At 43.1% G+C, this 21,102-nt stretch carries 14 protein-coding genes and 1 pseudogene; 1 reads left to right on the top strand and 14 read right to left on the bottom strand.

Annotated elements, in window-relative coordinates:
* Positions 1 to 4 precede the first annotated feature (4 nt).
* The 13 genes from AC50X8_RS14375 to AC50X8_RS14315 form a co-directional block, all read right to left on the bottom strand.
* Positions 5 to 1,618, bottom strand: a complete 1,614-nt coding sequence (locus AC50X8_RS14375) for a glycoside hydrolase family 43 protein (RefSeq protein WP_494880166.1) — start codon at positions 1,616 to 1,618, stop codon at positions 5 to 7.
* A gap of 23 nt (positions 1,619 to 1,641) precedes the next feature.
* Positions 1,642 to 3,222, bottom strand: coding sequence for a response regulator transcription factor (locus AC50X8_RS14370; RefSeq protein ID WP_494880165.1), 1,581 nt, complete (start codon positions 3,220 to 3,222; stop codon positions 1,642 to 1,644).
* Complete coding sequence (locus tag AC50X8_RS14365; protein WP_494880164.1) at positions 3,210 to 4,922, bottom strand: sensor histidine kinase; 1,713 nt, start codon at positions 4,920 to 4,922, stop codon at positions 3,210 to 3,212. Before AC50X8_RS14365 ends, AC50X8_RS14370 begins: the two co-directional genes overlap by 13 nt.
* Positions 4,923 to 5,071: 149 nt before the next feature.
* Positions 5,072 to 6,427 carry an ABC transporter substrate-binding protein gene (locus tag AC50X8_RS14360; protein WP_494859286.1) on the bottom strand — a complete coding sequence of 452 codons (1,356 nt, stop codon included), beginning with the start codon at positions 6,425 to 6,427 and terminating at the stop codon, positions 5,072 to 5,074.
* A gap of 122 nt (positions 6,428 to 6,549) precedes the next feature.
* On the bottom strand, positions 6,550 to 7,386 hold the full coding sequence (locus AC50X8_RS14355; RefSeq protein WP_494880163.1) for a carbohydrate ABC transporter permease: 837 nt from the start codon (positions 7,384 to 7,386) through the stop codon (positions 6,550 to 6,552).
* Positions 7,387 to 7,402: 16 nt separating this feature from the next.
* Complete coding sequence (locus AC50X8_RS14350) at positions 7,403 to 8,335, bottom strand: carbohydrate ABC transporter permease (protein WP_494880162.1); 933 nt, start codon at positions 8,333 to 8,335, stop codon at positions 7,403 to 7,405.
* A 312-nt stretch (positions 8,336 to 8,647) separates the two neighbouring features.
* Positions 8,648 to 10,963 (bottom strand): glycoside hydrolase family 95 protein, encoded by a 2,316-nt coding sequence (locus AC50X8_RS14345; protein ID WP_494880161.1) that lies wholly within the window; start codon positions 10,961 to 10,963, stop codon positions 8,648 to 8,650.
* Positions 10,964 to 11,370: 407 nt separating this feature from the next.
* Positions 11,371 to 12,639, bottom strand: a complete 1,269-nt coding sequence (locus tag AC50X8_RS14340) for an acyl-CoA dehydrogenase family protein (protein ID WP_494880160.1) — start codon at positions 12,637 to 12,639, stop codon at positions 11,371 to 11,373.
* A 189-nt stretch (positions 12,640 to 12,828) separates the two neighbouring features.
* Positions 12,829 to 14,238 carry a DHA2 family efflux MFS transporter permease subunit gene (locus AC50X8_RS14335; protein WP_494880220.1) on the bottom strand — a complete coding sequence of 470 codons (1,410 nt, stop codon included), beginning with the start codon at positions 14,236 to 14,238 and terminating at the stop codon, positions 12,829 to 12,831.
* A gap of 606 nt (positions 14,239 to 14,844) precedes the next feature.
* On the bottom strand, positions 14,845 to 17,502 hold the full coding sequence (locus tag AC50X8_RS14330; RefSeq protein WP_494880159.1) for an ABC transporter permease: 2,658 nt from the start codon (positions 17,500 to 17,502) through the stop codon (positions 14,845 to 14,847).
* Positions 17,495 to 18,184 (bottom strand): ABC transporter ATP-binding protein, encoded by a 690-nt coding sequence (locus AC50X8_RS14325; RefSeq protein ID WP_056042894.1) that lies wholly within the window; start codon positions 18,182 to 18,184, stop codon positions 17,495 to 17,497. The genes AC50X8_RS14330 and AC50X8_RS14325 overlap by 8 nt, the downstream gene beginning before the upstream one ends.
* Positions 18,185 to 18,297: 113 nt before the next feature.
* A complete protein-coding gene (locus tag AC50X8_RS14320; RefSeq protein WP_056042896.1) occupies positions 18,298 to 19,542 on the bottom strand; it encodes a HAMP domain-containing sensor histidine kinase in 1,245 nt (414 codons plus the stop codon).
* Positions 19,539 to 20,234, bottom strand: coding sequence for a response regulator transcription factor (locus tag AC50X8_RS14315; RefSeq protein WP_494859272.1), 696 nt, complete (start codon positions 20,232 to 20,234; stop codon positions 19,539 to 19,541). The genes AC50X8_RS14320 and AC50X8_RS14315 overlap by 4 nt, the downstream gene beginning before the upstream one ends.
* Positions 20,235 to 20,495: 261 nt before the next feature.
* Between AC50X8_RS14315 and AC50X8_RS14310 the strand changes: the two are divergent.
* A pseudogene (locus AC50X8_RS14310) lies at positions 20,496 to 20,739 on the top strand (IS3 family transposase); the annotation flags it as partial.
* Between the two features lie 54 nt (positions 20,740 to 20,793).
* Here AC50X8_RS14310 and AC50X8_RS14305 read toward each other — a convergent pair.
* Positions 20,794 to 21,102: a hypothetical protein gene (locus AC50X8_RS14305; RefSeq protein WP_494880158.1), complete on the bottom strand. Its 309-nt coding sequence runs from the start codon at positions 21,100 to 21,102 to the stop codon at positions 20,794 to 20,796.

Genomic DNA, 21,102 nt, shown 5'->3' with positions numbered 1-21,102 from the left:
CCTGTCAGCCATTGTCCAGTGCGCTAACTGTAAACCAGCCAAATTCAGCCCACCCAGGTGATGCCTGTTCCTTAATGGCGCTTGCCGTCTGATCTTTGACAACATCCGATTTAGCATACACCCCTATTTTAGCTCCTACCCATTTGCTGACTGTTGCTTGAAATAACGGTGCGTTCAGAGCTTCGAAGTGCTCCCCATCTAAACTATATCCAAAGGAGCAGCGGGCTTCAGGGTAGACGTCTGCCCGCAATACAACATGATTTGCTTCAATGGGAGCTTCCCAAATCACCGTTTCCTGATCCTCGTTACCGTGTACCAGTTGCAATTTTCTTGTATTCATAGATTTGCTGCAGCAAACACGAAAAGCAGCATACTGGTATCCAAACACAATTAATCCAGCCTCCATTCCAGCTGGAGCAGCTGAAATGTCCAGTAAGGTAGAGACTCTGAACGAAGGCGCCGGAAACTTCTGTAACAACAGATGAGGAGCATGAAACAACGTATCCTCCGCATTCAGTCGTGGCTGGGCAACCAATCTTAGCCAACCTGGCCGCTCCGACAGGGAGTACCAGTTGTCAGACGGATTGGCCTGCCACTGCCATTGCACGCCAAGAGTAGAGGCTGCAAAATGATCAGATGTGGCCGGAACTTCACACGAATGCTGACTACCTACATCAGGTTTACGGTAGCGTTCGAGCGGTTCTCCCACACCATTACCATCCACAGCATTCCCCATAACCGGCCAGCCATCGACCCATGCAACGGGCTGCATATGCACAATTCTGCCGTAGGCATCTTTATCCTGAAAATGCAGAAACCATGATTCCCCGGATTCTAATTCTACCCATCCCCCCTGATGAGGGCCATTTACCTTTGATGCTCCCTGAATAAGCACAACACGCTCTTCATAAGGACCATAAGGGCTGGTAGCCCGAAATACGGCTTGCCAGCCGTTCTCCACACCACCTGCAGGAGCAAACACATAATAGTATCCTTGTCTTTTGTACATTTTTGGACCTTCCAGTGTGGGATGCCGCTCAGAATCATGGAAGATAATTCGGCCTTCGCCCAACAGTCTTGTTCCATCAGTGGACATAGGACGCAGACACAACCGATGCTTAAGGCCGCTGCGGCTTTTGGCAAATGCATGAATTAAATAGGCTTGTCCATCTTCATCCCAGAAAGGGCAAGTATCAATGAGGCCTTTGCCGGCGTGTACAAGATGCAGCTCCGACCATTCTCCTGCTGGGTCGTCAGCGGTCGTCATAAATATACCTACATCAGGGTCACCATAAAAAATCCAATACCGGTTGTCATGATACCGAAGGCTCGGCGCCCATACGCCATTCCCATGCTGAGGTCTGTCGTAACCTTCCAGTGGCATACGCTGCAGGGCATGATTGATAAGACGCCAATTTACCAGATCCTTTGAATGCAGAATCGGAAGTCCTGGAATATGTCCAAAGCTGGAAGCCGTCATGTAGAAATCTTCACCTACCCGAATGACATCAGGATCAGAATAGTCGGCGTGCAGAACAGGGTTTCTGTAAGTCCCGTCTCCCAGGTCAGCAGTCCAAGGTTCCAACCCATATTTCGGTTTGATAAGTTCCTTCATCATTTTCGTTTCCTCCCCTTGTTCAGCTATTTTTGTTTGAACTCGCTTGGGCTCATGCCCGTGTACTTTTTAAATACTTTAGAAAAATACGCACGGTCTGAGTATCCCAGCATATAAGCTACATTCTCTGCCGTTTCATTTTGCCCGCCAAGCAATCGTTTGGCTTCCTCCATTTTCAGAAGATGCACATGATCCGTAAAATTCAAACCGGCCAGTTTCTTGAAATATCGTGAGAAGTAGTTTGGGTTAAGATGCAGATATTGCGCAATATCAATAGAAGTAACATTTTTGTAGATATACTGATAAATAAAAGCGTTTATTACCTTAAGATCAGGATTTGTGTTCTGATTGTCTGTGTAAGCCGAGCGCTTCTTCTCCATAAAGTCGTCTGAAAAAACACTAATAATCACAAGTGCCTCTCCTAAATTCAACGCTTGCTTTATTTCCTGTTGAAGCCGCTCATCCATTGTCCCCTTTAATTGATATACCGCCTGTTGCAGCATGCGGATCAGCAAATCCTGAACTTGTTTAGCTTCCGGTTTTTTTTCACGAATAAGCTTTTCGATGGTGCTTGCATATATGAGGACAAGGGATCTGTTAAACTCGCTTAATGCGGCTGCCCATTTCTGACAATAGGGTTCAATAGCAGTTAAATCTATATCATTTCTTGTTGCAGATTGGCTTTCAGGCCCGTCAATTGTAATCAACCACGCAGATTCGTAATACGAGCTTTGCTGTTTCCTGATAATCTCTTCAACCTTCGACTTCAGTTGAGCCAGTCCAACGGGCTGAAGGGAGATTAAGAAACAGCAATTAATTTTTAGAAATTCCAAAATTTTCTCATGAATGTGGTTGAGATGCCCGCTGACAGCTAATTGTTCATCTGAGTTGCCGGAGAGGTTAGCAATAAACCATAACTGCAGCCCTTCGGCTTGAATCGGAGTAATCCCGGTTCCTTCCGTTAGTTCTTTGGCTATGTTGTACGCTGCATATTTGACCAGCTCCAGGTTGTTTCGATGATAAACGTTCAGCATAGAGCCTATATCAAGATGGCATAAAATAACCATATAATTAGGAAATACCCACTCGATCCCGAGTCTTTCTCCTTGCTTTAATAATGACTCGGGCTCAGAAGCCTTAAGAATTTCAAGAAAGAAACGCTGGATTAATAGATCCTTATTCCGCTCAACATCGCTTTTATAGGCTATCTTCTCCAGTTCGGTTTGGGCAGATTTCATTTTTACAACCGCTTTTTCGACACTTTGAATAATTTTATCAGGGCTTAATTCGTCTTTGACGATATAATCATCCGCTTCAATACTCATTGCTTCTTTAAGATAATGAAAATCCTCATGGCAAGTTAAAAAAATAATCCGCAGCTCGGGATATACAGACCGGAAATATTGAGCGAGCTCTATACCGTTTCCATCAGGCAATCCAATATCCGTAAGCAGGATGTCCGGATACTCTTTCATAAATAATTCCTTGGCTTCACTAACTGAAAAAGCTGCAGCACAGACCGACAGACCATGATTGTCCCAGGGAACAAGCCTTTGCAAATATTCAACAACCGGCACATCATCGTCAATTAGCATCACTTTGGCCATGTTACATTTCCTTTCCAACTATTCATTCCGGGTATCCGTAAAATACATACAAAACCCTTAGGGTAATTTGGCGTAACTGTAAAAGATGTTCCCTCACCATAACTGAGAAATAAACGCCTTTTCACATTGTGAAGACCTACGCCTTTTTCATCTGTCGATTGTTCTCCTGAAATCAGCTTTCCACTCAGCTGCTGTAATTCCTCTTCACTGATCCCGCTGCCGTTGTCCTCCACCCGGATTTCTATCGTTTGATTAGCCGCCGATTCGACGGCCACACGAATGCAGGGATTTGAATGATTTCGTTTTATTCCATGAATGATACTGTTCTCTACCAGGGGCTGAAGCAGCAGTCTCGGTACAATTAATTGACGGTATTGTTCAGGCAGCACGATATCGAGCTTAATGTTTATCCGGTTTCGCAGCCGCATGATGGACATATATTCTGTTAACAGATTACATTCCTCATATAAAAACAAAGGTTCATTTACCCGCAAATGGGCCCGCAATAAAATCATTAAGGAATCAATGTTCTCACTATTAGAGAAATCTCCCTCCAAGGCCAGATTGCATTTAATCGAATTTAATGTGTTAAGCAAGAAATGCGGTTGAATCTGCGAAAAAAGAGCATACAATTCGATCGTTCGCTTCTCTTCTTGTTCCTCCTCAATTTTTCTCATTAAGGAATGAATATTATTGAGCATATGATTAACCGCGCTGCCGAGCTGAGCGATTTCATCTTGCCCCTTCACACTGTAGCGGACCGAAGTATTCCCTTCTCCATATTGCTTAACCACGCGCATCAGCTTTCCTATCGGACGATTAAGCCCCCTGGCAATCACAAAAGATATAAAGAGAAATATAAATAAAACAATTAATATGCCCATCAGTAAAAAGGAAAAGCGCTGTGTAATCTCGCCTGTAACCTCTTTTATATCCACTTCAAAGGTCAGCTTCCATGGAGTTCCTGCTACCTCTGTCTTCTCCAGCATCCAGCCTTTTTGCGCAACTGCCGGCAGAAGCGGGGCACTCCCATCCATCCCGGCTATGAGCAAATTCTCCTCGCTATACAGCGAAAATTTTCCATTTGTTGTATTTTTAAATAATTGGATAAAATAAGACTCGGGAATCCCAATAAACAAAGTGCCCAGTATTCGGTCTTGTACAGGATCGTAAACGGATTTTTTGCAATAATAATAGTATTGTTCCGCTACCCTTTTCTGCATAATCTCAGGCCATTCTGACCGGAACCATTGCACAACTCCGGAAGCTGCCTCGGCTGTAGTCATGTGCTCGAACTGCCTATCCATTTTTAGCAGCTTAATATCTTCAGTTGTTAGAGAACCGACAAGAGGATAGCCCGCTTCATTAATAAAAAAAGTATCAACATGCAGCAGCGAGAGTTTACCCACCAGAATGGTCATGCTCTCATTTAAATCCGTATAATTTTGATAATCCTCAAAATGATCAAAGTGCTGCAATTGATTTAGCTTTCTTAAATCGTAAAATATACCGTTAGCCTGAGGTGTCGTAAATTGATTTACCGTATACAAAATATCATTTGCGGTTTTAGATAGATCATTTGCCATTATGCCAGTGATCCCCTTCATATTTGCATGTGCATTAACTTCGCTGGACTGTTTGTTAGCAAAATAGGAGAACCCTGAAATGAACAGCAACGGAATAATCAAAAACAGCAGCAATGCTGCCTGAATCCTCCGGTAAAACGATATCCGATACAACCACCTCATGCTGTATTCCCCCAAAGTCTGCTTTCTTCTGATACTACACGAGGACTATCTAAAGAAAAATAGGGGAATCGAAATAAATTCGATCTCCCCTTTCGTTATGGTTATGGATTAGCGGCAATTATTTTTTGACCTTCATCCATCATGTATTTCTCTGCTTGCTCATAAGTGGAGTTATCGAGTAAATATTTATTGATTCCTGCTTCAGCCACTTTCTTCAATTGCTGCTGGTAAGCTACACTCACAGTTGAAGAGCCTGCCGTATGCACACGTTCATCGAACAGTACACTTGAGAGCACTTGATTATCCACCAAATCTGATTTATCACCAATAATCTTCGCCAGAACCGCTTTTCCATCTGCCTTCTTCCAGCCAGGGATTCTTCCCGACAGTTCGGCTCCTTCCATCGTTGCGAATTTGATGAACTCAAATGCAGCTTCTTTCTGCTTGGAGTTTTTATGCATGGTCAGAAAGCTACCGCTTATGCTTGTCAACCCAGGTTCTGCAGCCTCAGAGGAACGAGGCAATGGTGCAAAGGTGATCTTAAAATCTCTAGGATAGCTTTCTGTGTTTAAAAAAGCTTCATCCAATGCGTAGCCTGCAATAGGAAGCATGCTGGTAGTACCGTTCATAAAATCTGTAGCCCAGTGCTGCTTAGCAGCAAGTACATCAGCGAGCGGTTTTACCGATTTGTCTTGTACCTCCATCGCCCGGCGTAAATTAAACCAATATTCAAAGGAAGGATCATCGAAGAGCAGGGTACCATCTTCTTTTAGCTGAGGATTTTTGAAATCCGTGTAAGCAATTAGATTAGCGTATTCTCCAAAGGTATGAAAGTAAGTACCGTAGCGGTTTTCACCGCTCGCTGCAAGCTTTTTGGAATATTCTCTGAAGTCATCCCATGTCCAGTCAAAACCGGGAACCTTAAGACCGGCTTCCTTCAGATGTGTTTCATTTAAGGCAACAAACCAGAAGCTGGCATCTGTCATCGCAGCATAGTGCTTGCCTTCAAAAATCGGATTGCGGTAATATTCATTGTCAGGATTGATATTGCTTGCTGTAAAGAATTCATCTAAAGGATATAACATCCCATTACCCGCACGCTCTAGCACAAAGCCTTCGTTGTTAAGCAGAACGACATCCACCTCTTCACCTGATGCTGAGAGAACATCAAGCTTTTGAAGCATTTCTCTGGAGTCATTATTTTGTACAAGTGCCACATGCTCTACATTAATATGATCATTCTGCTCATTAAAAGCGGCCACCAGCTTCATCATCGGTTCTCCCGGGTCGCCTTTAGCATTGGTATACAATTTTATCGTAACCTTTTCAGCTGACGAATTTTCTCCGGCTTGATTTTCCGGCTTACTGGTACCGCTTTCGTTTTTCCCGGCATTATTGCCGCAAGCGGCCAAAATCAACATTAAGCTCAGGAATAGAAAGATAGATGCCTTCTTCATGCGCTGTATCCCCTTTTTCTTATATAGAATGTGCTGCATCTTTATCATACTCATTTGTAAGCGTTTTACCGTGTAACCTGATGCGCTCTTTTTCGTGTGTAATTCCATTACATCCTGTTCTGCTATCCTTTTACACCGCCGACTGTAATACCGTTAATCACTTGTTTTTGCAGGGCAATAAACACAATAATCAGCGGAATAATCGCCGAAACTGCGGCCATCATCATTAGTGAAACGTTGTTTGAATATTCCTGACGGAAGAACTGTATCCCGAGTGGCAGCGGATATAGCTCCTTCGTAAACAGAAAGATAAGCGGGTTCTGGTAATCATTCCATGTCCAGATAAACTTAATAATCCCTGCTGTGGCCAATATAGGTTTGCTAAGAGGCAATAAAATTTGGGCATAAATCCGAACATAGCCTGCACCGTCAATTTTGGCCGATTCAATAAATTCATTGTGAATCCCTACCATAAACTGACGCATTAAGAACGTAAAGTACATGGAAAACATCAGCATGACGATAATGCCAGTATGCGTATTATATAAACCCATCCATTTTATCATAATAAATCTGGGAACCAGTGTCGCTTGTTCAGGAATAATCATAAAGGACATCATCATTCCAAACATCAGGCCTTTCCCGGGTGCTCTCAATTTGGCAAAAGAGAACGCGGCCATAGACGAAAAAAGAAGGGTAAATACGGTAGCAATAACAGAAAGCTTCAGGGAATTCCAATAAAATAGACCAAATGGGACATTCTCAAGCCACACCTTGTGAAAATTACTAATCCAATTCCAGTCCGTTGGAATCCATTGAATAGGGTATACCATGACATCACGTTCAAATTTGGCGGAGGCAGAGAGCATCCATACCAGTGGAATAATAAAGAAGATAGACAAACCGCCAAGCACAACAGATACGATTATACGGCTCCAATCCCATTTTCTAGCCTTCATTCGTTCACCCCCTCTTCTATGCCCTTTTTTCTTTCGCTTGAAAAATCCATGTGACTGAAGTCACCAAAATAACAAGCAGGAAAAGAATCCATGACATCGCTGAAGCATATCCCATATTAAAATTAATGAAGCCTTCTTCATAGATCCGGTAAACAATAACCGTTGAAGCATCGTTTGGTCCGCCATCGGTTAAAAACTTAATCAAATCAAACACTTTAAAGGAGCTTATTATCGTTGTAATGGTCAGGAATAACGTGGTTGGAGCTAGTAGAGGCATCGTAATAAACCAAAATTTCTGGATTCCGTTTGCTCCGTCTATGTCGGCTGCTTCATATAGATCCTCCGAAATTTGAGTCAAGCCCGCCATAAAAATAATCATCTGGTATCCGAGTGCCTGCCAGATCGCAATGACCATAATGGCTATAATCGCGTAATGGGAGTCCACAAGCCATTTCGGCGGATGCTCCAGACCTATTTGCATCAAAAAGCGATTGATCGGCCCGCTTGACGGATGGTACAAGGCTGCCCACACGGCAGCAACCGCTACGGTAGAGCAAATATAAGGAATAAAAAACAACACTTTAAACAAATCCTTGGCATAGGCCTTGGTATGAATAATAACAGCCATAATCATTGCTGCTATTAGACCAACGGGAACCGTTATAGCCGTAAAAAAGATATTATTCTGAAGCGCCTTTAGAAATTTTGAATCCTCTGCCAATCGTGTGAAATTGTCAAACCCGACCCATTTCATCCCCTCAAACCCGTTCACCAGATTCCAGTCGGTAAAGCTTAGAAATAACGAAAAGATAAGCGGGAAGATAGCCAATATAATAATGCCTATCGCTTCCGGTGCTAGAAAGATCCACCCGATAACGCCCTCTTTCCGGCGTTGATTCCACCATTTCCTCTGAGGTCGATCTGTACTTCGTTTGATCGCCATGGACATCTTGATCCTACCTCCTGATTGTTGTTATTCGCATAGGATCATTATAGGAATATATAGGGAGGGTGACTGCTTGTAATTTACACCTTTTTGTCGTGTATAATTTCTTATCCCACAAAGATCCCATGCATACAAAAAAGCCAAACAACGATTCCCTCCTACACAAGCGTAAACGGCTGAAGCCGCCCTCTGGCGGCAAAGCTACCGTTTCGCGTAGAAATATAGAGAAAGGATCGAAAAATCACATCCTTTCTCTATATTTGAGAAATCGCCGTTTGGCTTACTGAATATAGAAGTTTGAGGTTATATATAAGGCTAAAAATGAATTTCCTCATTCGAGGAGAAGGAATAAGTCTGTCCTGCTTCAGCCATAAATTCTACCTTCGCCAGGCCGGGCCCGCTTATTCTGCATAGGCCCGCTGCTGTACACTCTATCCTAGCCTCTACTACCTTCATTTCCGACCACTGCATGCTTACAGTAAATCCTCCACGCGCTCTAAGACCGCGGACGAATCCACTATCCCAAGCTGCCGGCAGTGCTGGCAGGAGCAGGATTTCTTCCGTATGACTCTGCAACAGCATCTCGGCGATACCTGCCGTTCCACCAAAGTTGCCGTCTATTTGAAACGGCGGATGATTGTCGAACAAATTAGGCAGTGTCGAATGATTTAATAACGCTAACACATTGGAGAAGGCTTTCTCCCCATCCTGAAGTCGCGCCCAGAAATTAATGATCCAGGCACGGCTCCATCCCGTATGCCCGCCGCCTGCGCTCAGCCTACGCTCCAATGTTACACGTGATGCAGCTGCAAATTCTGGCGACTGCTTCTGGTTAAACTCGTCGCCAGGATAGAGGGCAAACAGATGGGAAATATGACGGTGACCCGGTTCCGGCTCCTCATAATCCTCCATCCATTCCTGAACCTGTCCATATTTGCCAATCTGTGGCCTCGGCAGCTGTTCCAGTGTGGCGGCAAGTTCTACAGCAAACGGCTGATCGCGGTTCAGAATTTCACAACTTCTTATACAAGCGCCGAACAACGCTCTAATGATTTGAAAATCCATAGAGGCTCCTACACAGAGTACACCACTCTCCCCTCCGGGAAGGGTATAGCGGTTCTCGGGAGATACAGAAGGACAAGTGACCAGCCTTCCTTCTGTATCTTCTATTAAATAATCCAGTAAAAACTCTGCCGCCTCCTTCATGGTTTCATAAGCCTGTTCCAGAAAGAGACGGTCCCTTCCAAAACGATAATGCTCCCAAAGATGCAGGCAGAGCCATGCTGCGCCCATCGGCCAGAAGGAAGCCGGCAAATAAGTATCCTGCGGGGCGGTATCCGCCCAGATGTCTGTATTATGATGGGCTGTAAAGCCACGGCAGCCATACATGACTCTAGCTGTGCGGCGGCCAGGTTCTCTCATCCGCTCTATCAGCTCAAATAAAGGCTCGTGACAATCCGCTAAATTACAATTTTCCGCCAGCCAGTAGTTCATCTGAGTGTTAATGTTGATCGTAAATTTACTGTCCCATGGCGGAAGAAAGCTGTCATTCCAAATTCCCTGCAAATTGGCCGGCAAAGAACCGGGACGGCTGGAGGAAATGAGCAGATAGCGTCCATACTGAAAGTACAGGGCGACTAAACCATTATCCACCTTCCCTTCTTTGACCCTGCTTAGCCTTTCATCAGTTGGCAGTTGCTCCATTACCCCATCAATTCCCGCGAGCCCCAGCTCCACCCGATCATATAGTGCTCTGTAATCCTGAGTATGCTTTACGAGTAATTCATTATAGGACAGCTTCTCTAGTGTGCCCAAATGTGATTTGCAGTGTGTCTCGGGGTCGCTGTATCGAAAGGTAGTGGCTGCCATAAGCAATAGAGTTACACTGTCCGCCTTATCAATAAGGAGATGTTCACCAACAGTCCGGCAGCTTCCCCCTTCAAGGACAGCCTTAAGCACCACCCGGAACTGACTTCCCCCTTCACCTCCGCATTCGCCTCTCATGACCAGTCCGTCATGACCCCATTTTTCTGTCTTCTCCATATACTTCCACCGATTGCGGTTGAATCGAGCCTTCAGTGAGATAGCACCTGGTTTATCGGCAGTAAACCGCAGCACAATCGTCTGGTCGGGATGGCTCGCGAACAGCTCCCGAGAGCAGTTTGCATCGCCTAAACGATAACTAACCCGGGCCACTCCGTCAGACAGATCCAGCTCCCGGCTGTAATCCGCAGTATCCTGGTCATGTCCACCCATAGTGAGGAGCAAATCACCGAGCGGCAAATAATGCCGCTGGGCTTCCGGCAGCCCCGGCATTGTCAGTGCTGCAAGCTCCTCGGCTTCCTTCAGCCGTCCTTGCATCAGCAGCTCCCGCAGCTGCGGCAAATGAGGCAGCGCGTCTTCATTATTTCTATCCCGTGGTCCGCCGTACCATACTGTATCCTCATTTAGCTGAAGCTTCTCTTCAGATATTCCACCAAAGATCATCGCACCCAATCGACCATTACCAATAGGAAGTGCCTCATTCCACTCTGAGGCAGGCTCTTTATACCATAATTTTTTCCTTTGTTCGTTATTCAACAAAATCCCTCCCTTGTAAATATGGTTGTCTCCGATTATGTATATAGACATTATATAAATAAACGGGATAGAAATAAGCTTGTAATTTACACTTGTTACCGTGTATAAACCTCTCTTTTCAGGAAGTGTACAGCCTTTTCAATCCTTAAATGAGTCTGCTATAGCCTCCATTAAAATGACTCTTTCATTCTAAGTTAAGCTTCTTAAACAAAGAATGTAGAAAATTAACTTATGCATGAACAATTCTATCCTCTTGTATGTTTCACATTGGTTTATCATATGTGGCTAAGGTAATTATTTTTTGAGTATACACGCGAAAAACCCTGATAGATCAACGTTCTTGATCCTATCAGGGCATATTTAATTCTCATTTATTAAGTTTCTACAATGAACCCCATTGCTTATATCAGTGACGTCCTATTTAGTCATTGGACGAATTTAACTTTCATCTTCTCTGTTTAGTATACATGTTCCTGCTTAACTAACAGATCTTTTACTACATGAGCGCTGCTAATCGTTACAATATGCTGTGGCTGTAATCCTAAAAGCACTCTCCCGTATAGCTCTAGGCAGGTAGAGGCTGTTGTAAACGCATGGTTAGCTGCTCCTCTAATATCACGATATATTTGAGATAAATGATTCGAATTCAGGATTGCACTACCACCGCTTTCTACCATCAGCATTTCAACAGCCTCCGAACATAGCATAGCTGCGTACCCAATATCCGTTTGGATTCGTACAAAGTCTTCTTGATCTAATAGTTCATTATTTCGTATATGATTCTCTAGAATTTCAATGGATCGATTGATCTGAAGATGAGCAGATTCTATCTTCATGGCTGCTAGACCTACTTTGTACTGGATATGTCCAACTTCTGCCTGGGATTTGTGAATGGTCATAGCAATTCCTTTTTTAGGTGCTCTTTCAATAAAATACTCCAGTGCCCCTCTACCAAGTCCAAGAATGGTGCTTATTCCTGTTGTAAGGCTGGTAATCAGAAATAAATAATGCTTATATCGATCTTCGCCCTTTAAATGTTGTAATATAGCCTCATTCACTTGCTCAAAATCTTCGTCAGCAACACATTCATTAGGAATAAATACGCAATTCATTTCTAAACTATTACTTGCCGATCCTTTTAAGCTCATCGTGTGCCAATCATCAACAATTTTAATTTCATCCATGGGAACAACAGCGAGCTGCATTTTTGGATCTTGTTGCATTGTACTAGCATCTTTTAGATTTAACAACGCGTGTGTGGCATGCTTTGAACCAGAACCGAATGCCCAACGGCCATACTCAACCAAATAGCCTCCATCCACCTTCTTCACAACCGATTTAATCGCCAGTAGTACCGAGCAAAATTTCACCTCATTGGCTTCTCTGAATATTCTGTCCACCACTTCTGAGGGCAGTAGTTGGGAGGCACTATAGTTATTTCCGTTTATATTTTGAATCACCCATCCAACAGAACCATTGCCTTTCGCCACTTCGGAGACAATTTCAATCATTGCTCTTATGCTAACTTCAAATCCACCATATTTCTTCGGTGTTCTAAGTTTAAAGAGTCCCGCACTTGAAAGCTTTTCGATAACTTCTTCCGGTATGTGCATGTCTTTATCAATTTTCGTACCATATTCCTTTAAAAATGGGACTAATTCCGCAGCATTCTGGAGAAGTTTTTGCTCTTCATCGGTAAGTGAAATTACTTTACTAAGGTTTGACATTACGAACACTCTCCTCTTTACACGTATTAGGTTTTAATATGGATCATGAGTTAAAAGACTCTCAAACTATTCTAATTCAACATACAATGGAATGATAAAGAGGAGCGAATAGATATTCGTAAATCATCTATTCGCTTTTACATCTTTTATTAATCCTATGGTTAGGTCAATAATGCTTCAAGACAAGCATTATGACCAATCGGAGTCTCCTGACCACTTATGAACCTTCACTCGTCTAACAAATACGCCAAGAACAAGGCCGGCAAGGGCTACAAACATCGTGAAGAATAATGCGTTTTGCATACCTGCAGTCAATGCCATTGTTGCATTAGCTGGGTTTGAAGGATCAGCAACATTCTTCATAAAGTCTGCTATTCCGGTTGTCATGACACTAACCGCCATAGCAATACCGATCGCTCCTGCAATTTGCTGCAACGTATTCATAATAGCCGTACCATCCGGGTACATCTCGGAGGGCAGCTGGTTAAGCCCATTCGTCTGAGCAGGCATCCACACCATAATAATTCCAACCATCAGGCAGGTATGCAGGATGACAATTAAAGTGATTGACGATGCAACCGTAATATCAGAATAGAACCATAGGGTGGCCCCAGTTAAGATTAGACCAGGAACCACCAAAAATTTAGGTCCGAATTTGTCAAAGAGTGACCCTACAACTGGAGAAAGCACAGCTGAAATGATACTGCCTGGAAGAAGAGTCAGCCCAGCTGTCAAAGCACTTAATTCAAGAACACGAATCAAAAACATAGGAAGAATAAACATGGCTGCGAGATCAACACTCATACAAATGAATACTAGCAACGTACCGATAGCAAACATCGGATTTTTAAGCGTTCTTAAGTTCATAAGTGGTTCTTTCATGTTCATTTGGCGAATGACAAATAGTATCAATGCAATAACACCAGCTATTAGAGATATAATGGTCACAGGGTTACTCCAGCCATGGTCTCCCTCTCCAGCAGTACTAATACCGTAAACAAGTCCGCCAAAACCAATTGTCGACAAGACCAGAGAGTATATATCAATACGTGGTTTAGTTATTGGTGCTACATTCTTTATAAATATAACGCCAACTACCAAAGCAACCACCAGTGTCATTAACGATACCCAGAATATCCAGTGCCAGCTCAGATTATCAATCAATAGACCTGAGGTGGTTGGACCTAAAGCAGGTCCTGCTGTAAACACAAGAGTAACCAGTCCCATCGCTTTTCCACGTTTCTCAGCTGGGAATATAATGAGAGCAGTATTAAACATCAATGGAAAGAGTAGAGCTGCTCCAGCAGCTTGAAGTATCCTTCCAAACAGCAATATATCGAAACTTCCTGCCATAGCACCAATAGCTGATCCTACAATTGAAATAATGACGGATGTCAGGAAAAGTTGCCTCGTTGTAAACCACTGATTTAATAATCCTGAAAGTGGAACTAAAATTCCAAGTGTAAGTAAATAACCACTTGTTAACCACTGGACTGTGGATTCCGTAATCGCAAACTGATTAATTAAATCACTGATAGCGATATTAATTGCCGTTTCATTAAACGTACCTATGATACCTGCAAGCATTAATGCAAACATTATGGGTAAAACTTTAACATTTGGGACCTTTTGCTTTTCTGAAATAGTTCCTGATTGCAAAACCTTCACTCCTCTAAGACTTTCTAATTTTCACCGCATGACACTACGCAGCACAGATTACCTTTATTAGAAAGCTCGTGCAGCAGAACCACGGTAACAGGCAGTGCATTGAGTTATTTCCATATCTGAACCTCCTCTTGCATCTTTATCTCATTCTCTCTCTAAAATCTTTCTAAAAGTAAACTCGGAAGCGAACGTTATAGCCCAGAACTTCCAAATAAAGTAGAGGAGAACTTCCAACTTTTCGATCATAACACACGCGTGTCAAGTCCCCCCCTCAACTAAAGAAAAAGTCAACCCCATTTATTTTTTTTTGAGTAAAATTGAGAGAGATTTCATTTACTATCTATTGCAACTAGCTACAAATGAAAAGTTTGCTTGTTTGATCTTCTCTGAGATGCTGGAAAAGCATTGATCATTTTGCTGACTATTTTTACTTTTTCACATCAAGTTTTTGCGCTCATCCAAAGACAAAAAAATCTATCTTTAAAACAAAAAAAGCCGCTACTTATGCGACTTTCTAAGCGATCTGTGTTTTATATTTTTCTATGTTTCCTTCCTCAAAGCCTCCACGATACTCGTTTGATTTAATCGATACATTGGCCAAACTGTGGCAATCAGCGTTGTTGCTATGGCACCTGCACAAGCAAGGACAATGCTACCCCATGGAATTGTCCAGTCTATATCCAATACACCTCTTAAGAGCCGATGCAAACCATAACTCAGAACCGTTCCGAGGGTGCTGCCGTAAATTGCAGCGTACATGCCGTAAAATAATCCTTCCAGCAAGATCATTTTGCCTACATTTCTATGTGTCATGCCAATGGCCTTGAGAACCGCGAATTCTTTGGTTCGCAGAATGAGATTTGTGCTGACGGTATTCAATATGTTCAGGAATGCAATAAGGACAATTACACCGATAAAACCATACAAAAAGATGCTTGCTGTGGTGGCATCGTTTTTGGCCTTTGCACGCGCCATCACATTATCCATATAGCTGTAACCTGCGTCTTTTTCGGTTAGGGACTTGAGGTAATCCGTGATCGGTTTGTTGGAAGTATCGGTTTTCGCAAGAATAAAGATCCTTGAATAAGCATCGTTACCTGTAACTTTCTCTATGACTTCAGGTGTCGTAATGAATTCAAGCATAGCACTCTCATTATAATCTTTCGATAACACCCCTTGATCAACGATTCCAGTCACCGTCAGTGTCTTGTATTTTTGATCCCCCCCCTCTAAAGTACGTACTTGGATATGATCCCCAACCTTAAACTGGGTTTGGTCGATGATAATCTGTTTGCCTTCCTCCGTCGTTATGATTCGTAACTTCTGATTGAGAATGACGCCATTCTCCTGGTTCATCTTATCCTTGTCGATCGTGCCAGCCGTTAGTTTGGATTTCAGAGCATCGAGTCCGTTATCTCCGAAGGATTGGAGGTAATTGTTGTCAGTTCGATACCCCTCTCCTTCTTCAACAGAATACATTCCCTTCCTGAGTTCATAGTATTTGGGATTCACTTTATCCTTCGGAAGGATTGCCATCACTTGATGGGTGTATAACTTATAGGCATGTTCAACTGCGTCAGTTTTGACAATATCTGAATATACGGAATCATCGATCCGCTTGGAATTCCCTTCATATTGAACTGAGTAGGAATATTCGATCCCCGATTGAGACGTCTGTCCTAAGAATTCTGTCAAGCCGCTAAAGACAATAAATAAAAGCATACTGACAACCATGGAAAAGGCTGTGATGCGGAAACGTTTTTTATTCCGTCGTATGTTTCGACTAGCAAATTGGCCTTCCATACCAAACAGCTTTTTCACCAGCATCGATTTACGGATGGATGTTACATTGTCCACCTTTGTGCTGCCCAAGCCATTTATCGCTTCAAGTGGGGACACATTGGCTGCCAGTCTAGCCGGTCCGATCGCAGAAAGATACACAGTCAGCAGTCCAAGTGCACCAGCAATCATCAGGATCGGTAGGGAAATGACCATTTGCATATCATTCAGAAAACCTAGTGCCAAAAAGCTAATGTTGTAAAACAGTAGCTTCATAAAGACAGTTCCCGTGAATAGTCCTATGGGAATGCCAATCAGACTGAGAATTGTCGCCTCTTTGAGAACTAATTTGCGTATTTGTGATGGGGTAGCTCCTATGCAACGCAGCATACCGAATTGGGAAGTGCGCTCCAAGACAGAAATATGAAACGTGTTATAAATTACCGCACTCGTACAACCCATAATAATAAGTATGATCGCAGCGAATGCGTATAGTAAGCTATGGTTTACACCTTCGTAGATGCTTTTGCCATATAACTTGAGCAGTTCATTATTGTACTCAATCCGAACATTTTTAATGTCGATAGCCCTATCTAGTTTTATGGCAGAACCTTGATCCACTTTCTCAATATTCAGTGATGAAAGGATAGCTTTTGTCTTTGCTTCGATTTGATCCATCGATTTCATTTTGACGTAAATGAAATATTTTTTATCTGGTTCGATCGCTTGGTTATCTTCGTAAGTGATCGCCGATAATATGAAGTTGGCCGACCAGGAACCCTTAATGCCTGGGTTACTAAACCCTACGACGGTAAATTCCCTCTCTGTTTGGGGTCGAAAACCTTCATCCTGATCCCAGCCGAGATCTCCCAAACCATTGATTGGTTTGATCTCCCCTGTTGATGCGACAATCCGTTCTCCCAGAGTTAGCTTAATCGAATCACCCAGTTTCGGTTTCGTCGGAAAGCTATCCAGACTCAACGTCGGTAGGATAACTTCATGCGAATTCTTGGGCAGTCTGCCCGCATCCAACTGGATCTGGAGTTTGCTCATCGCATCGGTGTTATAACCTTTGAGATTCAAATACCGATAAGGCGCAGCAAATGGATTTTCTCGCTTCTCTTTCTCACTCGTTTTACTAAGGACCGAATATCCTTCCCTACTAACAATTCCGGCACTCTCCACCGATGCATGATTGACAACTTTAGAGATGGCTTCTCCGGGTATTCCGTTAAAAGAAACATGGTAATTCCCATACTCTTGAACGGTTTGCCGAACTACCTTGTCCCTAAAGCTAAGGCCAATGGTTCCGATGGCTGTAAGTAGTGTCACAGACAAAATAATACCAACGACGGTGAGCAGTGACCTTCTTTTTTGCCCGAGCAAATACTTCTGGGTAAGACTGGTATACTTATTCACGATCGCTCACCCCGGGTTGCTGCATGAGTGTGCCATCTTTTATATTTACAACGCGGTCCGCTCTTTGGGCTACATTCAAATCATGCGTAATCATAATCAAGGTTTGATTGTATTTTTTGACAGAGAAGGTGAGCAGATCAACGATTTCCTTACTGTTTTTGCTATCCAGATTGCCTGTGGGTTCATCGGCCAGTATAATCGATGGTTTGTTAATCAATGCGCGCCCAATTGCAGTTCGCTGCTGTTGCCCGCCTGATAATTGGGACGGAAGGTGCTGCCTTCGATCGCTGAGTCCCAACACGCTCAATAATTCTTCGAGATAGCCCTCGTCCACTTTTTTGTTCTCCAGCAGCATTGGCAGCTTAATGTTTTCTTCCGTGGATAGGACCGGTATCAGATTGTAAGATTGAAAAATAAAACCGATTTTACGTCTTCTGAATATGGCGAGTTCTTTCTCGCTTTGTGAATACAAATCCATACGATCAATAAAGACTTGACCACTTGTCGGTTGATCGACGCCCCCGAGCAGATGCAGCAAGGAACTTTTTCCAGACCCGCTGGCGCCCACGATTGCAACGAATTCTCCTTGGTTGACGGACAGATTAACGTTTTTCAGCGCCTCCACTCTGGCCTCAGCACTTCCATATGATTTACATAAATTATCGGTCTTCAAAATTTCCACCTTGTTGTACCTCCGTTGTGTGATTAACATTGCTTGATTGTTATTATAGGTGTGGAAGCTTACGATGAAGTGAAGAAGAAGCTTACATTTTCGTAAGCTTCTTCTTCACTTCATTATCTTTTGAAAAACGAAATTCTGAATGTAGCACCCTCTCTAGGCACGCTCTCCACCGTAATAATCCCGTTTTGTTCCTCGATGATCGATTTTGTCAAAGCCAGACCGATGCCTAAACTATGGGGCTTGTTATGGTTCTTTCCTCTATAAAATCGCTTGAAAATATGAGGCAGATCATCGGGATGGATGCCTTCGCCTGTGTCTCGGATAACGATCGTATTAAATAGTGCGTTTTCTTCCAGTTTAATACGGACCTCCCCTTCTTGTGGGGTGTGCTCCAGTGCATTTTTAATCAAATTCATAAAGGCTTCCTTCAGCCATTCTTCATCCGCTTGCAAAAACGCATTCTCCCCGCCGCGAATTGTGATGGTCTGTCGCTTTTGCTCTGCTACTGTTCGGAGTGAATAGACAGCACTCTCCATTAACTCCCGTAGCCTGATTCTTTCTTTGCAAAACCCGATGGCCCCAGCTTCGACCCTCGCCAGCTTCAGCAGGCTCACGATAAGCCATTCCATTCGGTCAAGCTGCTGCCGGCTTCGCTCCAGAAACGTCATTCTCATTTCTTTTTCCATCCCGGGATCGCTGAGCAAATTTTCATTGAACACTATGAGGGAAGCAAGAGGCGTTTTGAGCTGGTGTGAAATATCGGATAACAGGTTTCGCAGAAAGGCTTTTTCCTGTCGGAGTTGCTCCAGGCTGTTGGTTAGCCTTCCGGCCATCGCATTGAAGCTTCGGCCTAACGAGCCGAACTCTCCCTCCTCATTCTCGGGAAGTAGGTTGTCAAACTGATTTTCCACAACCTGCTCTGCTGCGTAGGAAATCGTTCTGATTTTGTCAAACAATTTGCGATATTCCCATAGCAGCAATAACATGAGCGGGATTAGGAGTAGCAATACCTGAGCCGCTGTTTTCAAGGGTAATGATCTTCCCGAAAGTACTGGCTGATTTTCTATGGGGATATCTCCCTGATAACCGTATTGCGCGAGGATGCGTTTGCCCTCAGCGAGTTCATCTGCTTTAGCTCCTTGGGTGATAAAGTGAATCACCTCATTTTCCAACCCTGGCTCTTTCATCAACAGATGTCCGATCAGGGCGGTATTTTGATTCACAATGGTTGTATTGATACTCTCGACTTGGTGGTGCATGTAAAAGAACATTAATAACGACAAAAGAACCTGCAGTGCAAGCACTTTAACGGCGATGGATTTCCACTCTGGATTACGCAGTACTTCGATCATGTTCATTTCCCTGTGACTTCCACGTTCCATTTATATCCGATCCCACGAATGGTTACGATATATTGTGGTGCAGCGGGAATGTCTTCCACTTTTTCTCTTAACCTCCGGATATGGACTGAGAGCGTATTATCATCAATGAACTCGCCCGAAAGATCCCATAGATGGTTCAAAATTGAACTCCTGCTGCATATCTGCTTAGGGTGGGAGATTAACATCAGTAATAGTCGATATTCAAGCGCCGTCAGTGTAATTTCAGTATTATTTTTGAGTACAGTTCCTTCTAAAATACGCAGTTGAATGTTGTCGGATTTCCATATGCTCACTTCTTGTTTGCTCTGGTTTTTCCGTCGCAATACCGCTTTGATTCGTGAAATAAGCTCTTTGGTTCGGACAGGCTTGGTTACATAGTCGTCCGCTCCTAGGTCAAGTCCGACAACCACATTCGCTTCCTCATCCAAAGCTGTCAAAAAAATAATGGGCACCTGGGAGACTGCCCGGATCTCACTGCACAATTGATATCCTGACCCATCAGGCAGGTTGACATCCAACAAAATTAAATCGATGGGGTCTGCCTGAAGCTTATTCCTTGCTTCTTCCAAGCTGCCTGCCAGAACGACAGTATATCCTTCACTGGATAGCGTATATTGTATACCAAATACCAAGTTTTCATCATCTTCTACGAGTAATAACCGATTCATCTTGCACCTCAGATCATGCTATATTTAATATAAAAAATACTGCTTCATTTTTATTAAATTGTTACAGCGTTATTATACATCATTTTAGTTTCACTTCTAAATCCGCTTTCTTAACCAAGAAAAAAAGCTATTGCTTTGATTCAACCAAGAGCAACTATCTAATATTGATTCAATACAGAGTTTTAACCGATTACTTGTTTTTTGGAGCTACGTGTTGCGTGAAATTTCTACGATCTTCGTTACCTAATTCTCAATGTTTTTTATGGAAGCCCGAAGGTTACACAGATGCTTCATAGACAAGGCAGGAACGTTTCGGAGAAGACCGTCGATCGAATGATGAAGGAGCAGGGGCTGAAATCCCGAACCGTTAAAAAATATAAAGCGACAACGAACTCCAAACATAACCTGCCCGTTGCTGAGAATGTACTCAACCGCCAATTCAGGCCCAAGGCACCCAATCAAGCTTGGGTGACCGACATCACCTACATCGCTACGGATAGAGGTACAAATGCGTACGTACTGAAATGCAACTTGATCCCCTCGGTCTCATGTGGTTACTCTATTGACAGTAATACGAAAAGTAATTTAAAATCCCCCAACTCTCATTAATACTATAAGTAAAAAGCCATACCATAATAAAAATAATTGCAAAGCGTATTACGATCTGAAGAGGCATGAATAACCCTCGATCGAATAAATCAGAAAATAATTCTCTCATTGTTTTTTTCTTTTGAGTAGGTACTGACAATTGATGATATAGTTTATCTTTAAGTTCCTCTTCATTCCCTCCTAGCTCAAGATAAACATGTCGTAGCAGTGCTCTCTTTACGTTTTCACCGCCATGAGTAATGTCGATGACCAAATTCAT

Source organism: Paenibacillus sp. JT22N15 (genome assembly GCF_059383755.1).
This window is presented reverse-complemented; position numbering and strand designations above follow the sequence as displayed.